The organism is Arthrobacter rhombi (assembly GCF_039526245.1).
Taxonomy (GTDB): domain Bacteria; phylum Actinomycetota; class Actinomycetes; order Actinomycetales; family Micrococcaceae; genus Arthrobacter_H; species Arthrobacter_H rhombi.
The window spans coordinates 108,432-124,874 of the sequence record NZ_BAAAIV010000003.1; the positions used below are offsets into that span (position 1 = coordinate 108,432).

15 protein-coding genes, 1 tRNA gene and 1 other RNA gene are annotated in these 16,443 nt (G+C 68.4%); 9 read left to right on the forward strand and 8 right to left on the reverse strand.

The genetic code is table 11. The features are described from left to right. Window positions 1–2: 2 nt before the first annotated feature. Window positions 3–302 (reverse strand): type II toxin-antitoxin system VapB family antitoxin, encoded by a 300-nt coding sequence (locus ABD088_RS01495; RefSeq protein ID WP_343899609.1) that lies wholly within the window; start codon window positions 300–302, stop codon window positions 3–5. 158 nt (window positions 303–460) lie between these two features. Between ABD088_RS01495 and ABD088_RS01500 the strand changes: the two genes are divergently transcribed. The 3 genes from ABD088_RS01500 (at window position 461) to ABD088_RS01510 (ending at window position 3,781) form a co-directional block, all read left to right on the forward strand. Further along, window positions 461–1,483 (forward strand): isopenicillin N synthase family dioxygenase, encoded by a 1,023-nt coding sequence (locus tag ABD088_RS01500; RefSeq protein WP_343899611.1) that lies wholly within the window; start codon window positions 461–463, stop codon window positions 1,481–1,483. Window positions 1,484–1,546: 63 nt separating this feature from the next. Continuing rightward, on the forward strand, window positions 1,547–2,617 hold the full coding sequence (locus tag ABD088_RS01505) for an Rv2578c family radical SAM protein (RefSeq protein WP_343899612.1): 1,071 nt from the start codon (window positions 1,547–1,549) through the stop codon (window positions 2,615–2,617). 21 nt (window positions 2,618–2,638) lie between these two features. Next, window positions 2,639–3,781 (forward strand): alcohol dehydrogenase catalytic domain-containing protein, encoded by a 1,143-nt coding sequence (locus ABD088_RS01510; protein WP_343899613.1) that lies wholly within the window; start codon window positions 2,639–2,641, stop codon window positions 3,779–3,781. On the opposite strand, the gene ABD088_RS01515 is transcribed toward ABD088_RS01510, so the two are convergent. Next, a complete protein-coding gene (locus ABD088_RS01515; RefSeq protein WP_343899614.1) occupies window positions 3,768–4,214 on the reverse strand; it encodes a DUF4188 domain-containing protein in 447 nt (148 codons plus the stop codon). The genes ABD088_RS01510 and ABD088_RS01515 overlap by 14 nt on opposite strands. A 118-nt stretch (window positions 4,215–4,332) precedes the next feature. Between ABD088_RS01515 and ABD088_RS01520 the strand changes: the two genes are divergently transcribed. Then, window positions 4,333–4,914, forward strand: a complete 582-nt coding sequence (locus ABD088_RS01520) for a TetR-like C-terminal domain-containing protein (RefSeq protein WP_343899616.1) — start codon at window positions 4,333–4,335, stop codon at window positions 4,912–4,914. Here the strand turns inward: ABD088_RS01520 and ABD088_RS01525 are convergent. The 4 genes from ABD088_RS01525 to ABD088_RS01540 form a co-directional block, all read right to left on the reverse strand. After that, window positions 4,911–5,405 (reverse strand): glutathione peroxidase, encoded by a 495-nt coding sequence (locus ABD088_RS01525; protein ID WP_343899617.1) that lies wholly within the window; start codon window positions 5,403–5,405, stop codon window positions 4,911–4,913. The two genes, ABD088_RS01520 and ABD088_RS01525, sit on opposite strands and share 4 nt — an antisense overlap. Before the next feature lie 67 nt (window positions 5,406–5,472). Beyond that, window positions 5,473–6,252 carry an enoyl-CoA hydratase/isomerase family protein gene (locus ABD088_RS01530; RefSeq protein WP_372710748.1) on the reverse strand — a complete coding sequence of 260 codons (780 nt, stop codon included), beginning with the start codon at window positions 6,250–6,252 and terminating at the stop codon, window positions 5,473–5,475. A gap of 2 nt (window positions 6,253–6,254) precedes the next feature. Continuing rightward, the gene (locus ABD088_RS01535) at window positions 6,255–7,829 is read right to left on the reverse strand and encodes a fatty acyl-CoA synthetase (RefSeq protein WP_343899619.1); all 1,575 of its coding nucleotides are present in this window, start codon (window positions 7,827–7,829) and stop codon (window positions 6,255–6,257) included. A gap of 128 nt (window positions 7,830–7,957) precedes the next feature. Then, window positions 7,958–9,922, reverse strand: coding sequence for an aconitate hydratase (locus ABD088_RS01540; RefSeq protein ID WP_343899620.1), 1,965 nt, complete (start codon window positions 9,920–9,922; stop codon window positions 7,958–7,960). Between the two features lie 350 nt (window positions 9,923–10,272). On the opposite strand from ABD088_RS01540, the gene ABD088_RS01545 reads away from it, so the two are divergent. Beyond that, complete coding sequence (locus ABD088_RS01545; RefSeq protein WP_343899621.1) at window positions 10,273–10,500, forward strand: hypothetical protein; 228 nt, start codon at window positions 10,273–10,275, stop codon at window positions 10,498–10,500. A gap of 183 nt (window positions 10,501–10,683) precedes the next feature. Here ABD088_RS01545 and ABD088_RS01550 read toward each other — a convergent pair. Further along, window positions 10,684–10,768, reverse strand: a tRNA-Ser gene (locus ABD088_RS01550). Between the two features lie 179 nt (window positions 10,769–10,947). Here ABD088_RS01550 and ABD088_RS01555 point away from each other — a divergent pair. Both ABD088_RS01555 and ffs read left to right on the forward strand, forming a co-directional pair. Next, on the forward strand, window positions 10,948–11,514 hold the full coding sequence (locus tag ABD088_RS01555; RefSeq protein ID WP_343899622.1) for a hypothetical protein: 567 nt from the start codon (window positions 10,948–10,950) through the stop codon (window positions 11,512–11,514). A gap of 39 nt (window positions 11,515–11,553) precedes the next feature. Continuing rightward, window positions 11,554–11,650, forward strand: an RNA gene (ffs, locus tag ABD088_RS01560) — signal recognition particle sRNA small type. Here the strand turns inward: ffs and ABD088_RS01565 are convergent. Then, a complete protein-coding gene (locus ABD088_RS01565) occupies window positions 11,646–12,020 on the reverse strand; it encodes a VOC family protein (protein ID WP_343899623.1) in 375 nt (124 codons plus the stop codon). The genes ffs and ABD088_RS01565 overlap by 5 nt on opposite strands. Window positions 12,021–12,173: 153 nt before the next feature. Here ABD088_RS01565 and gluQRS point away from each other — a divergent pair, with 153 nt between their 5' ends. Then, window positions 12,174–13,109, forward strand: coding sequence for a tRNA glutamyl-Q(34) synthetase GluQRS (gene gluQRS / locus ABD088_RS01570; protein WP_343899625.1), 936 nt, complete (start codon window positions 12,174–12,176; stop codon window positions 13,107–13,109). Window positions 13,110–13,137: 28 nt separating this feature from the next. After that, on the forward strand, window positions 13,138–16,413 hold the full coding sequence (locus tag ABD088_RS01575) for a DNA polymerase III subunit gamma and tau (protein WP_343899627.1): 3,276 nt from the start codon (window positions 13,138–13,140) through the stop codon (window positions 16,411–16,413). Window positions 16,414–16,443: the final 30 nt, after the last annotated feature.

The window sequence follows — 16,443 nt, forward strand, 5'->3', positions numbered from 1 at the left end:
TCTCAGCCCTCCAACACCAGGACGCGTGCGTGCATCACCGAACGCTGGTGCAACGCCGTCCGCACCGCGCGGTGCAACCCGTCCTCGAGGTACAGCGCGCCCCGCCACTGCACCACATGGGGAAAGAGGTCCCCGAAGAACGTGGAGTCCTCCGCCAACAGGGCGGCGAGGTCCAGGGTGGTCTTGGTCGTCACCAGTTCATCGAGACGCACCTGGCGCGGGGCGACGTCGGCCCAGTCGCGGGGCGTCACGAGGCTGTGGTCGGGGTAGGGGCGGGACTCGCCGACTGCTTTGAAGATCACCGCCCCAGCTTAGGGAACACCGGGGCCAGTTGCAGCGGCGACCTGCCGATCCCTCAGTGTGCAGATAAGTCAAGGGACCCGAAATGTGGGGCAATATGACGGAACGAAGCGTAACGATCGCTGTTCAAGCAGGGCGAAACGGTCCTAACGTTACGTCCATGACTATTGTGCGAACCTCCGTTCCGGTCCTGGACTTCTCCACGGCACGCAGTGCAGACGGCAGCTTCAACCCCGACTTCATCGACGTCCTGCGCGACGCGACGCACAACGTCGGCTTCTTCCAGCTCACCGATTTCGGCGCCGCCCCCGGGCAGGCCCAGGAACTGCTGGACACGATGGACGCCTTCTTCAAGCTGCCGCTGGAGGAGCGTCTGAAGCTGGACAACCGCACCTCGGCCCAGTTCCGCGGCTACACCCGCCTGGGCAAGGAAATGACGCAGGGCCGCGCGGATTCGCGCGAGCAGATCGACTACGGCCCCGAGCGGCAGGCGCTGGACTCCTACCCGGCGGACCGCCCCTACCTGAACCTGCAGGGCCCCAACCAGTGGCCGGCTTCGTTCCCCGAACTCGAGCGCGTCGCCATGGCCTGGGCCGACCTGATGTCCAGCGTGGGCGCCGAACTGCTGGCGGCCATCTCCGTCTCGCTGGGCCTGCCCGAGGACTACTTCAACGAGCCCTTCGACGCGGCCCCGGCCTGGATGGGGAAGCTGGTGCACTATGTCGGCGGCCAGGTCCCCGAGGCGGGCAACCAGGGAGTGGGCCTGCACGCGGACTACGGCTTCGTGACCCTGCTGCTGCAGGACCTGGTCGGCGGCCTGGAGGTCAAGCCCTACGGCCAGGACGAATGGATCACCGTCGACCCGATCTCCGGCGCCCTGGTGGTCAATCTGGGCGAGATGCTCGAGGTCGCCACCAACGGCTACCTCATGGCGACCATCCACCGCGTCACGGCCCCGGCTCCCGGCGTCGACCGCTACTCGGTGCCCTTCTTCTGGTCCCCGCGGCTGGATTCGGTCATCAACACGGTCCCGCTGCCGGCCGACCTGGCTGCCCAGGCCCGCGGGGTCTCCGACGACCCGTCCAACCCGATGCTCTCCTCCTACGGCGCGAACGTCCTGAAGGGCTGGCTGCGCGCCCACCCGGAGACCGCCCAGCTCCACTATCCGGAGCTGGTCAAGTAACACCAGCACGACGGCGGCACCTCCCGCTTGCCGTGAATTAGAACATATGTTCTAATCAAATGCATGAGGTGGAGCACCCAGACCGTGGATACGGCACAGCCCACCGACGCGTCGGCGCCGGAGTTGTTTGGTGTGCGCGGACTGGTCCGGACCGTGCGCACCCCCGAATTCGCCGGCATGGCCTTCCATGAAGTGCTGGCCAAGTCGGCCTTGAACAAGGTCCCCGCCGCGAGCAACATGCCCTTCAACTGGACCGTCAACCCGTTCCGTGGCTGCTCGCACGCCTGCGTCTACTGCTTTGCCCGCAGCACGCACCGCTACCTGGATCTGGACACCGGAGCCGATTTCGATTCCCAGGTCATCGTCAAGGTCAACATCGCCGACGTCCTGCGCGCCGAGGTCGCCAAGCCCCGCTGGGGCCACGACCTCGTCGCCTTGGGCACCAACACCGACCCCTACCAGCGTGCCGAAGGCCGCTACTCGCTGATGCCCGGCATCATCTCCGCGCTGGCCGAGCACGGCACACCCATGTCGATCCTGACCAAGGGCACGCTCCTGCGCCGCGACCTGCCCCTGCTCGAAGACGCAGCCACCGCAGTTCCGGTGGACATCTCGATGTCGATCGCGATCTTCGACGATGACCTGCAGCAGCGGGTCGAACCCGGCACCCCCACCACAGCTGCCAGATTGGCCACCGTCCGCGCGGCGGCGGACCGTGGGTTCAAGGTCACTGCCTTCCTCATGCCGATCCTGCCGTACCTCACGGATTCCATCGACCATCTGGAGACGGCGGTCGCCGCCCTGAAGGACGCCGGGGCCACCCGTGTCATCTACGGGGCGCTGCATCTGCGCCCCGGCGCCCGCGAATGGTTCCTGGCCTGGATCGACCGCGAATACCCGCACCTGGGTAGCGCCTACCGCTCGATGTACGCACGGTCCTCCTATGCGCCGGCCGACTACCGGGCCTGGTTGGCCCGGAGGGTCGCCGGCGTGCTGGCTCGCCATGGCCTCGATGCCACCCCGGATCCGGACGAGCCGGCTGGCCGGCGCCTCACCGGAGGAAGCCGCCAGCCCGCCCCCGGAGCGCCCGCCCTCGCGGCACAGGGACTTGAACCGCAGCCAACACTGTTCTGAAACACACCATAAGGTAGTGGCATGACCGGCATCACAGCACAGGAATCCACCACCATTCGCGGCGCGGTCCTGGAAACGATCGGCGCGGACCAGCCCTTTGCCGCTTCCGCTCCCCTCCGTATCCAGGAACTCCGCCTCTCGGCACCCGGCCCCGGCGAAGTGCGGATCAGGATCGAGGCGGCGGGAGTCTGCCACTCCGACCTCTCGGTGGTCGACGGCAACCGGGTCCGCCCGGTGCCCATGCTCCTGGGGCACGAGGCGGCAGGAATCGTGGAGGAACTCGGTGAGGGCGTCGATGACCTCGCGATCGGCCAGCGGGTGGTCATGGTCTTCCTGCCACGGTGCGGCGAATGCAGGGAATGCTCCACCGACGGCCGCCTGCCGTGTTCTGCCGGGTCCGCCTCGAACAACGCCGGCGAGCTGCTCGGCGGCGGACGCCGCCTGAGCCGCGGGACGGCCGCAGACGGCGAGCCGGTCCACCACCATTTGGGGGTTTCCGGATTCGCCACCGGTGCCGTCGTGGATCGGCGGTCGGTGGTTCCCGTCGATGCCGACGTCCCAGCTGACATCGCAGCGGTACTAGGCTGCGCGGTGCTGACCGGAGGAGGCGCCGTGCTCAACGCGGCCCGCCCCGGCGCGGAAGACGACATCATCGTCGTGGGGCTCGGCGGGGTGGGCATGGCGGCGCTCATGGTGGCCCGCGCCGTCACGTCAGGTCGGGTCACCGGGATCGACCAGCAGCCCGACAAGCTCGAGTTGGCCCGTCAGCTCGGCGCCGATGACGCGCTGACCCCGGAGCAGGCCACCCATGACGGCCTCACGGCCACCTACGTCATCGAGGCGGCCGGGCATCCGATCGCGTTCGAAACCGCCGTGGGACTCACGGGTCCCGGCGGGACAACGGTCACCGTGGGCCTCCCGGCACCCGGCGCCGTCTCACGGATCAGCCCGCTGGGATTGACGGCCCAGGCCCGGTCAATCATCGGGTCCTACCTCGGCTCGGCCGTCCCGGCCCGGGACATTCCCCGGTTCGTCGAGCTGTGGCGGGCCGGAAAACTGCCGCTGGAGCGACTGATCACCCGGCACATCGCGCTGGAAGACCTCAACGAGGCAATGGACGAGCTCGCCGCCGGGCGTGCGGTCCGCCAGGTCATCGAGTTCTAGGCGGCCCCGCCGGGCGTCCCAGACGCTGGCGGGCCGTGTGCGTTCCCCTTCCGACGGGGACGCGACGCGTGGCGGCCCCGAGCCCGAAGGCAGGCATGTCGGTGTAGATGGATTCCTGGTCCGCGGCTTGCACCTGATGGGTCTCGTGCCAGATCCCGACATCGCCGCTGCCGGCCGACTCCCGCGTGAACCGGCGCCAGGCCTCCAGATGCGGAGCGTCCCTGTCGGCAGCGAAGCGCTGCAGATGTTCCGGGCTCTTCCAGTAGCTCAGCAGGATTGTGGTCCGCCCCGGCCATTGGTGGTACCCCAGCAGGCCAGCGTCCGGATCGACCGCCAGGTGGCGCAACATCCTGGGCATCGCGGCCGCCGTGCGGAAGACCGGCGCGACCTTCCACCACCGGTTGGCACGCATCCCGATCAGGAATACCGTCACCGTTTCCTCCTCGGGAACGGCTGTATACCTACCCGCCTCCACCGGTGCCGCCATCGTCGCTGCCCTCAATTGGTGGTGAAACGTCGTTATGGAACGATGTTATGGAATGATGGAGTCCATGGCAAGACCTGTTATCCACGATGCTGCACTGCGCGCCCGGCTGTTGTCCACGGCCACGGAACACATCTGCGAACGCGGCCACTCCGGCCTGGTGTTGCGCGAGGTGGCGGCCGCGGCTGGAACCTCGACGAGCGCCATCTATTCACTCTTCGGCGGGAAGGCAGAATTGCTCACTGCGGTGATCGAAGAGGCCTTTACCTCCTTCGGGGACTCCCAACGCCTGGCCGCCCGCGACGGCCTGGCCGCACTGGGCCGCGCCTACCGGCAATGGGCGCTGGGGCACCGCGCCCTTTATGGCCTCATGTTCGGCGGGGCGTCAGCCGCGGGCTTCGATTGCCGGCCGGCGGAAGACATCGCCGCGTCTTCCATGGGGCCCGTTCACAGCACGGTGGCGGCCCTGCTGGAGCAAGCCGGGTCGCAGGAGCCAGCCCATCTGGTCGCCGCGGCCATCTGGGGACAGGTCCACGGCCTGGTCAGCCTGGAGCTTGCCCAGGTTGGCATTCCGGGGCTGGAGACCTCCTGGGATGCGACGTATGAGACCGCCGTACGCGGGGTCGTCCGTCTCTACGGTGCCGGCTAGAGCGCGGAGCGCACAGCGTCCACCAGTTCATCGGAGAGTGGCTCCACGTTGGACTTGAACCTCCCCAGGACCTGCCCATCGCGGCCGACGAGGAACTTCTCGAAATTCCACGAAACGTCTTCAACCGTGCCCGACGGGTAGGCGGTCAACTCGCGGTAGAGCGGGTGGGCCTCGGGCCCATTGACCTCGGCCTTGCGGGCGAGCGGAAAGGTCACCCCGTAGTTGACCTGGCAGAACTGCTCGATTTCCGCGTCGGTCCCCGGTTCCTGGTCCTTGAACTGGTTACACGGGACGCCGAGGACCGCCAGGCCCTGTTCGCGATGGGTCTTGTACAGTTCCTCCAACCCCTCGTACTGCGGAGTGAAACCGCATTTGGAAGCAACATTGACGACCAGCACGACCTGTCCGCCGAAGGCCTCACCGAACGTGGTCGCGGTGCCGTCGTTGAGGGTGAGCGAAATATCGTTCAGGGGTGAATCAGCAGTACTCATGGTGGCCTTTCGGTGCCGGGATGCGGTCACGGCCAGTCTAGCCACGGAACGAGTGGCCCGGCGGCGTTCAGCGCCCGGCGAACCGGTCCACGCGCCGCACCGAATCGGGGTGTCCGGACAGCGTGGAGATGCTCTCGGCTTCGGCGCGCAGGTGGTCTTGGTACCTCTCCACCATTCCCGCGCGGAGCAGCTGCTTGGTGGGCGCCAGGGCCTGGACTGCGCCTTGGAGGAAGCCATCTTCCGCCACGGCCAGTTCGGCGTCGAACACCTGCGCCGGGGCGGACGCATTGGCCAGCCCCCACTCCACCGCTTCATTGCCGGAAAGCCGGCGTCGCCCCAGGGTCAGGTCAATGGCTCGTTGATGCCCAACCAGACGGGGTAGCAGGTAGGACACCCCGGTATCCGGCGACAATCCGAGATTTGAATAGGCAGCCAGCAGCGAGGCCTCCTCGGAAACCAACACCCAGTCGGCGTTGAGTATCAACCCCAGCCCGGCCCCGGCAGCGGTACCGTTGACACCGGCAATCACCAGCAGCCGACTCGTGACCATGGCCCAGGCCAGCTCGTGGGCGGCTCCGGCCAGCGAGGCAAGAAAGGCCGGCCGGCGATCCTGCGGGTGGCTGGCCATGTTCGCGACGTCCCCGCCGCCGCAGAAGAACCTTCCGGTCCCGGTCAACGTCAACACGTGCACGTCTGGGTCCGCCTCGGCCGCACGGAGCGCAGCCAACGCATCTCGCGCCATCTGCAGGTTCAGGGCGTTGCCCCCCTCCACCCGGTCCAGGACGATTCGGACGACGCCGGGGCGTCGTTCGGTGCGGACCACCGTCGGGGTGGCATCTGTTTCCACACTCATTCCCCACCGCCGGTTCGTTCGGCCCGCAGCTCGCGCTTGAGCAACTTTCCCGATTGGTTGCGCGGCAGCTCCGCGACGAAGTCCACCCGCTTGGGCACCTTGTAATCGGCGATTCGTGATTTGACGTGCGCCCGCACCCCTTCGGCGGTCAGGGAGGCCCCTTCCTTGAGGACAACCACGGCGGTGACCGCTTCGATCCAGCGTTCGTCGGGAATGCCCACGACCGCGACCTCGGCGACGCCGGGGAGTTCGTAGATGCAGTCCTCCACCTCGCGTGGAGCCATAAGGATGCCGCCGGTGTTGATGACATCCTTGATCCGGTCGACGACCTGGATGTAGCCCTGCGCATCTCGGGTGACCTGGTCGCCCGAGCGGAACCATCCGTCGGAGAAGGCATCGGCGGTGGCGTCCGGCTTGTTCCAGTAGCCGGTCATCAGCTGGGGTGAACGGTACTGGATCTCCCCCGGCTCGCCGGGCGCGGCGATGGTGCCTTCGGCGGTGACCACGCGCGCTTCGACGTTGTAGACCGGCAGGCCGCAGGAGGCGGGACGTGCCTCATGTGCTTCGGGGCGCAGCACGGTACACAGCGGACCGAGTTCGGACTGCCCGAAGCAGTTGTAGAAGCCGATCGACGGGTAGCGCGAGCGCAACCGCTGCAACACGGTCACCGGCATGATGGAGGCACCGTATTGGGCCTTGGCCAGCGAGGAGAGATCGCGGCTTTCCATGGCCGGATGGTTGCTCAGCGGAACCCAGACGGTGGGCGCAAGGAACAACGAGCCAATGTGTTCTTCCTCCACCCGTCGCAGGATTTCTGCGATGTCCGGGCGGGCAATCAGCCGCACGGTGGCACCCAGCGATAGATAGGGCAACAGGAAAACGTGCATTGCCGCCGAGTGGTAGAGCGGCATGGCGACCAGGGGGCGGTCGTCCGCAGTGAAGTCCAAGGCGATGACGCTGGAGACGTACTCCGCCACCAGCGCCGCGTGGGTCATCATGGCTCCCTTCGGAGCCGAGGTGGTGCCCGAGGTGTAGAGCAGCTGGAGGAGGTCACCTCCCGTTACGACGGCTTCCGGCGTAGCGGCCTCGGCCGACGCGTCCTGCGCAGTCTCCAGCACGGATTGCTGTCCGTCCCCGCCGCCAGGCAGCATCAGCCAGACGTCCGTGACCTGCGCGGCCTTGCCGGCGGCACGAATCTGGTCGACCAGCGGTTGCATGGCCGGGTCGGCCACGACCAGCCCGGCACCGGAGTCCTCGAGGATGTAGGCGAGCTCATCGCCCTTGAGCGCGAAATTCACCGGGACATGGACCAGCCCGGCCTCGGCGCAGGCCAGATACAGGATGGCGTAGGCATCCGAGTTGGCGCCATACGCGGCGACGCGGTCTCCGGCGGCGAGACCATGCGACAGCAGTCGGCGGGCCACCCGATGGACGGCCTCCTCCAACCCGGCGTAGGTCCACTCCCGGTCCTCGAACCGGATGGCCGTCACCCGCCCGTTGCGCGAAACGGACCGGCGTAGGACAGAGCCGACAGTGCTCTCACGTCCCACTGACATGGTCGCTGCAGTCATGGTGATGTTCCTTCCGCGCAGAATCCCCGCCTGGACGATCGCCTCGACCAGGGGTGGCTTGGATCACACTCTATGGGTGTTGTCCGGGAGCCCGCCACCCCCTTTCCTACTGAGCGGTAGGAGGTCCGTCAGTTGGCGGCGGCCGCGGGAATCCGTCCGCCCGCCAGGACCATCGCGACCTGCCGGTCCGAGAGCTTGTGCCGCAGCGTGACGTCCCGGCCGCCGAGCGTCGCCTGCACGTCCTTCCCCGCCGTGAGCTGTCCATGCAGTCCCTTGATGACCAGCCGCCCACCCGGGGCACCGTCGTCGTAGTCGGCGGGGTCGCTGAACTCCAGTGCGAGGATGCCGAAGTTGGCCAGGTTCTGCCAGTGGATGCGGGCGAAGGACTTCGCGACCACGACGCGCAGGCCGAGGTAGCGCGGCGCGATGACCGCATGTTCGCGAGACGACCCCTGCCCGTAGTTCTCCCCCGCCACAACGGCGTGCCCGCCCTCGGCTTCCCGCGCATGGTCGGGATAATCCGCGTCGATGCGGGTGAAGCTGAACTCGGCGATCTTGGGAATGTTGCTGCGGAAGGGCAGCACCCGGGAGCCGGCCGGCATGATCTCGTCGGTGGAGACGTTGTCGCCCATCTGGAGCAGGATCGGCAGATCGAGGTCGTCGGCGATCGCATCGAACTCCGGCAGGGACGAGATGTTCGATCCCTTCACCAGTTCGACGGCGGCTGCGTCCTCCGGGTCCAGCGGTGGTTGGAGCATGTCGGTGTTCTGGCTGAACGTGGCCGGAAGATCAGGGTGCGGGTAGTCCAGCCCCAGATCCCGGCCGAGCTCGCGCGGGTCGGTGATCTTGCCGGTCAGGGCCGCGGCGGCGGCCGTCTCCGGGGAACACAACCAGACGGCATCCTCCTCGGTCCCGGAACGGCCGGGGAAGTTCCGGGGCATCGTCCGCAGGCTGTTGCGACCCGTCGCGGGCGCCTGCCCCATGCCGATGCAACCCATGCAGCCCGATTGGTGGATGCGCGCGCCGGATCCGACCAGCTGGGTCAGCCACCCGCCGGCGATGAGGTCCGCGAGGACCTCACGCGAGGTGGGATTCACATCGACGGAGACCTGCGGGTGGGCCTGGCGTCCGGCGAGGATGGCGGCGAAGACGGCGAAGTCGCGCAGGCCGGGGTTAGCGGAGGAGCCGACAACCACTTGGAAGACGTCTTCTCCCGCGGCTTCGGCCACGGTCACCACGTTGCCCGGCGAGGACGGCTTGGCGATGAGCGGTTCGAGGGTCGAGAGGTCGATGGAATCGGTGACGTCATACGTTGCTCCCGCGTCGGCGACCAGCTCCGTGAAGTCATCCGGGCGCCCCACCGCCTCGAGGAAGTCCCGCACGGCCGCATCGGCGGGGAAAACGGTGGTGGTGGCGCCCAGTTCGGCCCCCATGTTCGCGATGACGTGGCGGTCCATCGCCGTCAGCCCCTCCAAGCCGGGGCCGTGGTACTCGATGATCCGCCCCACTCCGCCCTTCACCCCGTGCCGGCGCAGCATCTCCAGGATCACATCCTTCGCGGACACCCAGTCCGGCAACGTGCCGGTGAGTTCGACGCCCCAGATCTCCGGCATGGTGACATACAGCGGCTTCCCTGCCATCGCCATCGCCACCTCGAGGCCGCCAACGCCGACGGCCAACATGCCGATCGCCCCGGCGGCACAGGTGTGCGAATCGGAACCGACCATGGTTGCCCCGGGCTTGCCAAACCGTGATTGGTGGACCGGGTGAGACACCCCGTTGCCCGCCTTGGAGTACCAGAGGCCGAACCGTTGGGCGGCGGATTGCAGGAACAGATGATCCTCGGGGTTCTTCTCATCGGTCTGCAGCAGGTTGTGGTCGACGTACTGGGCCGACAGTTCGGTTTTCACCCGTTCAAGCCCCATGGCTTCGAGTTCCAGCATCACCATGGTGCCCGTGGCGTCCTGGGTCAACGTCTGGTCGATGGAGATGCCGATCTCGGTGCCGGGACCCATCTCCCCCTCGACCAGATGCGAGGCAATCAGCTGCTGGGCGACATTGCGGGCTGGTGTCTGGGTGGACGACGCGGACATGGTGGGCTCCCCTCCGGTTGGCGGTCCGCCACCGGGCCGACAACGGACCCACTGCCCATGCTAGGCACAATGCGCTCAAGCAGACAGGGGCGATGGGGGGAAACCCTAGCGGATCTGACATCGCAGCTTGTCAGGGTCTTCTGTGCTTAATGTTTTCGTGTGCCTTGAGACCCTCGCTGGTCGCAAGTAGCGTCGAATATCGGAAGATTTCCTTCACGATCAGGGACGGACGATGGCAAAGACCACACAGCGCCCTCGGTGGCACAGGCGTTCTCGTCGGCTAGCGCACACACCGGCGCACGCGCAGCATTCGGCGGCGCAGCCGTGACGGCCAGGGAAGGTAGCTTCACGTGACCATGGTGAATCAGAACAGGTTGTTGGTTGCCTCGATCGTCGTGACGGCCCTTTCTGCATCCCTACTGATCTTGTTGCTACCCCCACTGGTTTCGGGCGATGCCGTCGTCAACCCCTGGCTTCTTTGGGCCTTGATGGGGGTGCTGGTTGGCTCGACGACTGGAATGACGATGCTCCGCCTGCGGCACAAAGGACCCGATCATCCGGGCGCGCACCGGCCCTAGCGGACTCTTCATCAGGGGCCCTCGTCCCATGGCGCCGGGCGAGCGGGACTGTTCTTCAGCCGGCAAGAGGCAGTTTCTGACCAGAGGTTGTTCCACAGCCAGGCATGGCGTGGTCGGCGAAAGCGATGGGCAAAACAAAAGCGGCTCCGACATCGTTCCATGTCAGAGCCGCTTTTGTATCCGCGGAGGATGGGGGATTTGAACCCCCGAGGGCGTGAACCCAACACGCGTTCCAGGCGTGCGCCATAGGCCGCTAGGCGAATCCTCCATTTGCCCATAAGAGCAGGGTCCAGCCTACCGGAAGAATTGCCGCAGGCCGAATCGAGGTCAGGACCGCCTCAGCCTGTGGAACCAACGTTGTGTCATCCCCGGGACTGATCATGGGCACGGCAGAACGGGACCGTGGACCGATCCCCTCCCCGGGGGCTGCTCCGTAGCGTGGAAACCATGAAGACGACCTTGACTCCCCGCACCCGAATGATCACTGCCACCGTCGGACTAGGAGCCGTCCTCCTGGGCGCCACCGGATGCAGCGCAATCGCCCTGCCCACCGGACCCGAATACGACAAGTCGCAGAGCTACGAATTCAAGGACCTGAAGGACTCCAATGCCCATCAGGTCCTCCCCGCATGGACCCCGAAGGGTGCCACGAACATCAAAGAGGAACAGCGCACCACCGGCCACGAGCGACTCATGGTCATGGACGTTTCCGCAAGCAAGGCGCCCGGAGCCTGCGTCGCGTTGAAAGGCCCCGGGAAGCCGACCGCCTCCGAGATCGAACGCGGACTCGTCGCCGAAGGAACGAGCACATCGGAAGCGGCCCACCAGGGAGCAGACCAATACACGACACCACTTCTGGAGGCCGACTGGTGGCCAGCAGGACAACAGGACAAGACCACGCACCTGTGTGGCAAATGGTGGGTTTCCCTCGCCGACGGCAAGCTCTACGCCTACTCCCCCGAGACCCAATCCGTGGCGGAGGGAGTCAAGCACGACCGCGCGGAGCAGAAGTAGCAGCGGACTGGCCCCACCCCGATTTCAGGTACACTATTTGTCGGCCCCTCATGTGGTGTCATCCCGCCGAACTCCCCCAGGACCGGAAGGTAGCAAGGGTAGGTGGGCTCTGGCAGGTGCATGAGGGGTCTTTACTTTGTCCGGACAGCGGGCTCCCACAGCTGGACCATGTTTCCTTCGGGGTCCGCCAGGCTGGCGAATCTGCCCATCGGATATTTTTCGGGGTCGACCTCGACCTCGACGCCGGCCGAGCGCAGCTGGGCGACCATCGCCGTCAGATCACCGACCCTGAAGTTGATCGACCAGGAGCGCGATGTGTCTCCCCACATGGTCGTCTCCCGGCCCATCGGGGCAAAGGCCGTCGTCCCGGCCTCCTGCACCCATGGCTGGTCCTCCATGGACTGCGGCACCCGGTCCACACCCAGCATCGTTTCGTACCATGTGGCCAAGCCCTCCGGGTCCTCCGCGCGGAAGAAGAACCCGCCGATACCTGATACACGTTCCATGCGGCGCCCGCCTTTCTGGCGCAGATCCTGCCATCTACGCCGCACCACCACAAGGCCCCACCGCCCAGCGGCCCCCGGCCGCGGTGGCGTAATCTGGGACGGCTCCCGGACACGGCCGGAGCACCACCGACCACCACTTGCCAGGAGGCCACCATGGGCGCCGGACGCTACGCCCCCAGCCCGTCCGGGGAGCTGCATCTGGGCAATCTGCGCACCGCCCTGTTGGCTTGGCTCTTCGCCCGTTCCACACAGCGCGACTTCCTGGTGCGGGTCGAGGACCTGGACCGAGCCCGTGCCGGCGCCGAAGCCGTCCAGTTGGCCGATCTGCGGGCCATCGGCCTGGACTGGGAAGGCCCGGTGGTGCGCCAGACCGAGCGCGCCGAGGGCTTCCGAGCGGCGATCGCCGCCCTGCAGGAGGCCGGACTGCTCTATGAGTGCTTCTGCACCCGCCGCGACATCGCCGAGGCCCCTTCAGCACCGCATGCGGCCCCCGGCGCCTACCCGGGGACCTGCAGGAACCTCACCGGGTCCGAACGCACCCGGCGGAGGGCCGAGCGCCCGGCCGCGCTGCGCCTGCGCACCGACGTCGACCGGTTCACCATCACCGATGTCCTGCACGGCAACTACACGGGCGTGGTGGATGACTTCGTCGTGGTGCGCAACGACGGGGTTCCGGCCTACAACCTCGCAGTCGTCGTCGACGATGCCCTGCAGGGGATCGACCAGGTGGTCCGCGGCGATGATCTGTTGCCTTCTACCCCGCGGCAGGCCCATCTGGCGACCGTGCTGGCCGGCCTGGGCACAGTTCCGGCCGCCGGCTCCGGCTCGGCGATCCCGCAGTACGCCCACGTGCCCCTGGTGCTCAACGCGGACGGGAAACGGCTGGCCAAACGCGACGGATCGGTCACCCTCGCCCAGCTGCGCCACGACGGCGTCGGCGTCGAGCAGGTGCGCTCCGTGCTGTTGGAATCGGTCGGCCTCCCCGGCGGCCCGTTGGCCCGGGCGCTGGAGGTTTTCGACCCCGCACGGCTACCCCGCGAACCGTGGGTCTTCACCGGGTTCCCCGCGCCCACCGGAGGGATGCAATGAGCCCCGCCGACCGGATAGGCTTCAGGGCGTGAGTACAGCCCTTTACCGTCGCTATCGTCCGGACACCTTCGCGGACGTGATCGGGCAGGAGCATGTCACCACTCCCCTGATGGCGGCCCTGTCGAAGAACCGGGTCAACCACGCCTACCTCTTCTCCGGCCCGCGCGGCTGCGGCAAGACCACCTCCGCCCGCATCCTGGCCCGTTGCCTGAACTGCGCCCAGGGCCCCACGGCCACCCCGTGCGGGGAATGCGACAGCTGCCGCGAACTGGCCACCGGCGGTTCGGGGTCCCTGGATGTCATCGAGATCGACGCGGCCTCCCACGGCGGCGTCGACGACGCCCGCGACCTGCGCGAACGCGCCACCTTCGCCCCGGTCCGCGACCGCTACAAGATCTTCATCATCGATGAGGCCCACATGGTGACCTCGGCCGGGTTCAACGCCCTGCTGAAGATCGTCGAGGAACCGCCGGAGCACATCAAGTTCATCTTCGCGACCACCGAACCGGACAAGGTCATCGGGACCATCCGCTCGCGCACCCACCACTATCCGTTCCGGCTCGTCCCCCCCGAACCGCTGATGGCCTACCTCGAGCGGCTCTGCACGCAGGAAAACGTGCAGGTCGCCCCGGGCGTGCTCTCGCTGGTCATCCGCGCCGGCGGCGGCTCCGTCCGCGACTCGCTCTCGGTGCTGGACCAGCTCATGGCCGGCGCCGGCCCCGAGGGGCTGGACTACGGACTCGCCGTCTCGCTGCTCGGCTACACGCACGCCTCCCTGCTGGACGACGTCGTCGACGCCATGGCCGCCCAGGACGCGGCCACGGTCTTCTCGGCGGTGGACCGGGTCATCCAGACCGGGCACGATCCGCGTCGTTTCGTCGAGGACCTGCTCGAGCGCTTCCGCGACCTGATCATCGTCAAGGCGATGCCCGAGAGCGCCTCCCAGGTCATCCGCGGCCTGCCCGAGGACCAGCTGCACCGCATGAACCAGCAGGCCACGCTGCTCGGCCACGCCGAACTCAGCCGCAGCGCCGACGTCACCAACCAGGCACTGACCGAGATGACCGGCGCCACCAGCCCGCGCCTGCACCTGGAACTGCTCTGCGCCCGGCTGCTGCTGCCCGCCTCGGACACCACCGAACGCGGCATCAACGCCCGGGTGGACCGCATCGAGCGCCGCCTCAGCTACGCCGGCGACGTCCCCGAGGTCCCCACGGGACAGCCCGCCGGGTCAACGGCACCCGAGACCGCCGGAACCCCCCTGCCAGTGCACGACGGCGGCGCCTCCCCGGCTGCCACGGGCTTCGAATCCGCTGCTGGTCCCCAGGGGGCCGCCGCGGTACGTGAGGCCCTGCGGGCCGCCCGCGGCAAGGACCAGCCGGCCGCCGCAGCGGTTCCCCCGGCTGCTCCCCTGGCGGAACCGGCTCCGGAACCCACCCCGGACCCGGCGCCCCAGGCGACTCCCGAAGTGGCACCCGCCGCGAACCAACCGGCCGAACCTGCCACCGACGACGCCGAACCCACCACACCGGGTACCGGAGACGAACGCTGGACCTCTGACGGTCCCGCTACCAAGTCGCCGGACGGACCGGCGACTGGTTCCCCGACCCCGGAGGCGGCACCTGCACCGGCCGAACCCCGGAGCGCAGCCCCCGAGCCATCACCGGACTGGGGTGGAACCTGGGGGCCCGTCGACGACAGCCCGGCGCAGCCATCCGACAGCGCGGCCCCGGCGCCCGCAGCGGCCCCTGCCGTGACCCCTGCCGAGTCTTCGGCTCCGGACGTTCGCACCGCTCCGGCCCAGGAGCAGCCACCAGCACCTGTTGCGCCTGCTGCCCCCTCCGCTCCTCCTGGGGAAACACCCCACGACGGCACTCCGGCACCAGCACACGCAGGTGCCGCCGGCACCGTCGAGATGTTCCGTCGGGCGTGGCCGGAAATCATGGACGCCCTGCGCGAAGAGAAGAAGTTCGTCTGGCTGACCATCCAGCCGCACGCCTCCTTGGCTGGCTACGACGGCCGCACGCTGACCGTGGCGTTCGCGAACCCCGGCCCCATGAAGGCCTTCTCCGCCAAGCCGGACAGCGTCGAGCTGCTCCAGCGCAGCATCAACAAGGTCCTGGGGCTCACCCCGGAGATCGTCATTACCGCCGGGGGTTCCGCTCCGGCGGGTGGTTCGGGCCCAAAAGCTGAGCGCCGGCCAGCGCCGGCGTCCCGCGGTCCGGTAGCGCAGCCCCGCGCCCAGGTCGAGCCCCAGCGCCCGGTCTCCGGCCCGGTGCCGGATACCCGCCCCGAACGCCCCAGCCCCAGCACCAGCCCCAGCGGGGCTGCCGCGCCTGTTTCCGCGTCACCTTCAGCCGCCGCTGCACCACCGGCAACGTCCGCGCCGGCGGACAGCAGCCAGGCTGCTGCGCCGACGGCACCGCGCACCTCCCCTGGGCCGTCCCCTGCCGCGGCTGCTGCACCACCACCGGCTGCCGACCGCCCCGGGTCCGGCGGATCGACCGCCACGGGGCCGGCCGCTGCCCTGCGGCAACGCCGTGCCACGACCCCGCCGGCCCAGACGAACCGCGATTCGGCGGGCCCCGGGCCCGCGGAAGGGCCGACGGATTTCGGCCCCGAGCCCGAAGACGACGGCGGCTATGACTGGGGCAGCGACACGGTGCCGGTGGCACCCTGGGATGCTCCACCGAGCCCGGAACCCGCCACGACGCCCGTCCCGACGGCACCCACGCGGGGCGGCACCGACCCGGAGGGCGAGACCTGGCAGCGGCCGGCCGGTCCCGCCCCTGTGGAGCCTGCCGAGATGGCACGGCGGGCGGCCCCGGCCCCCCTGCGAACCGCGGCGCCGGCACCCAGCGGAGCACCAGCGGCCCCGGCACCGGGTGGGGCTCCCGCAGCGCCCGCTCCGGGCGCCCCCGCGGCCCCGGCCCCGGGCAGCGCCGCCGCGCCTGCCCCCGGAGCTGTTGCTCCGTCGTCGTCCGCGTCCGCCCCGGCCGCACCACCCCGGGAAGCTCCACAACCGACGCCCGGCAAGCCCATGAGCCGGTACCAGCAGTTGTTGAACCAGGCGCAGGTCAAGGACGCGCAGCGCACCGGCCCCCCGGCTGACGCCCAGCCGCGCGGCGGGGCAGCACCACGCGGTGGCCCTGCGGACGTAGAATCGAAGTACGTTGAGGACATTCCCAGCGATGATGACATCTCCATCGAGGAATCCGGGGTGGTCGGCCGATCGGCGATCGAACGCCTGCTCAACGGCCGCCTGATCGAGGAGCGCAACCACGACGGCACCCCGGTCATCTAGGTTCCCCGCGGAGCCGTCATCCAACTTTTG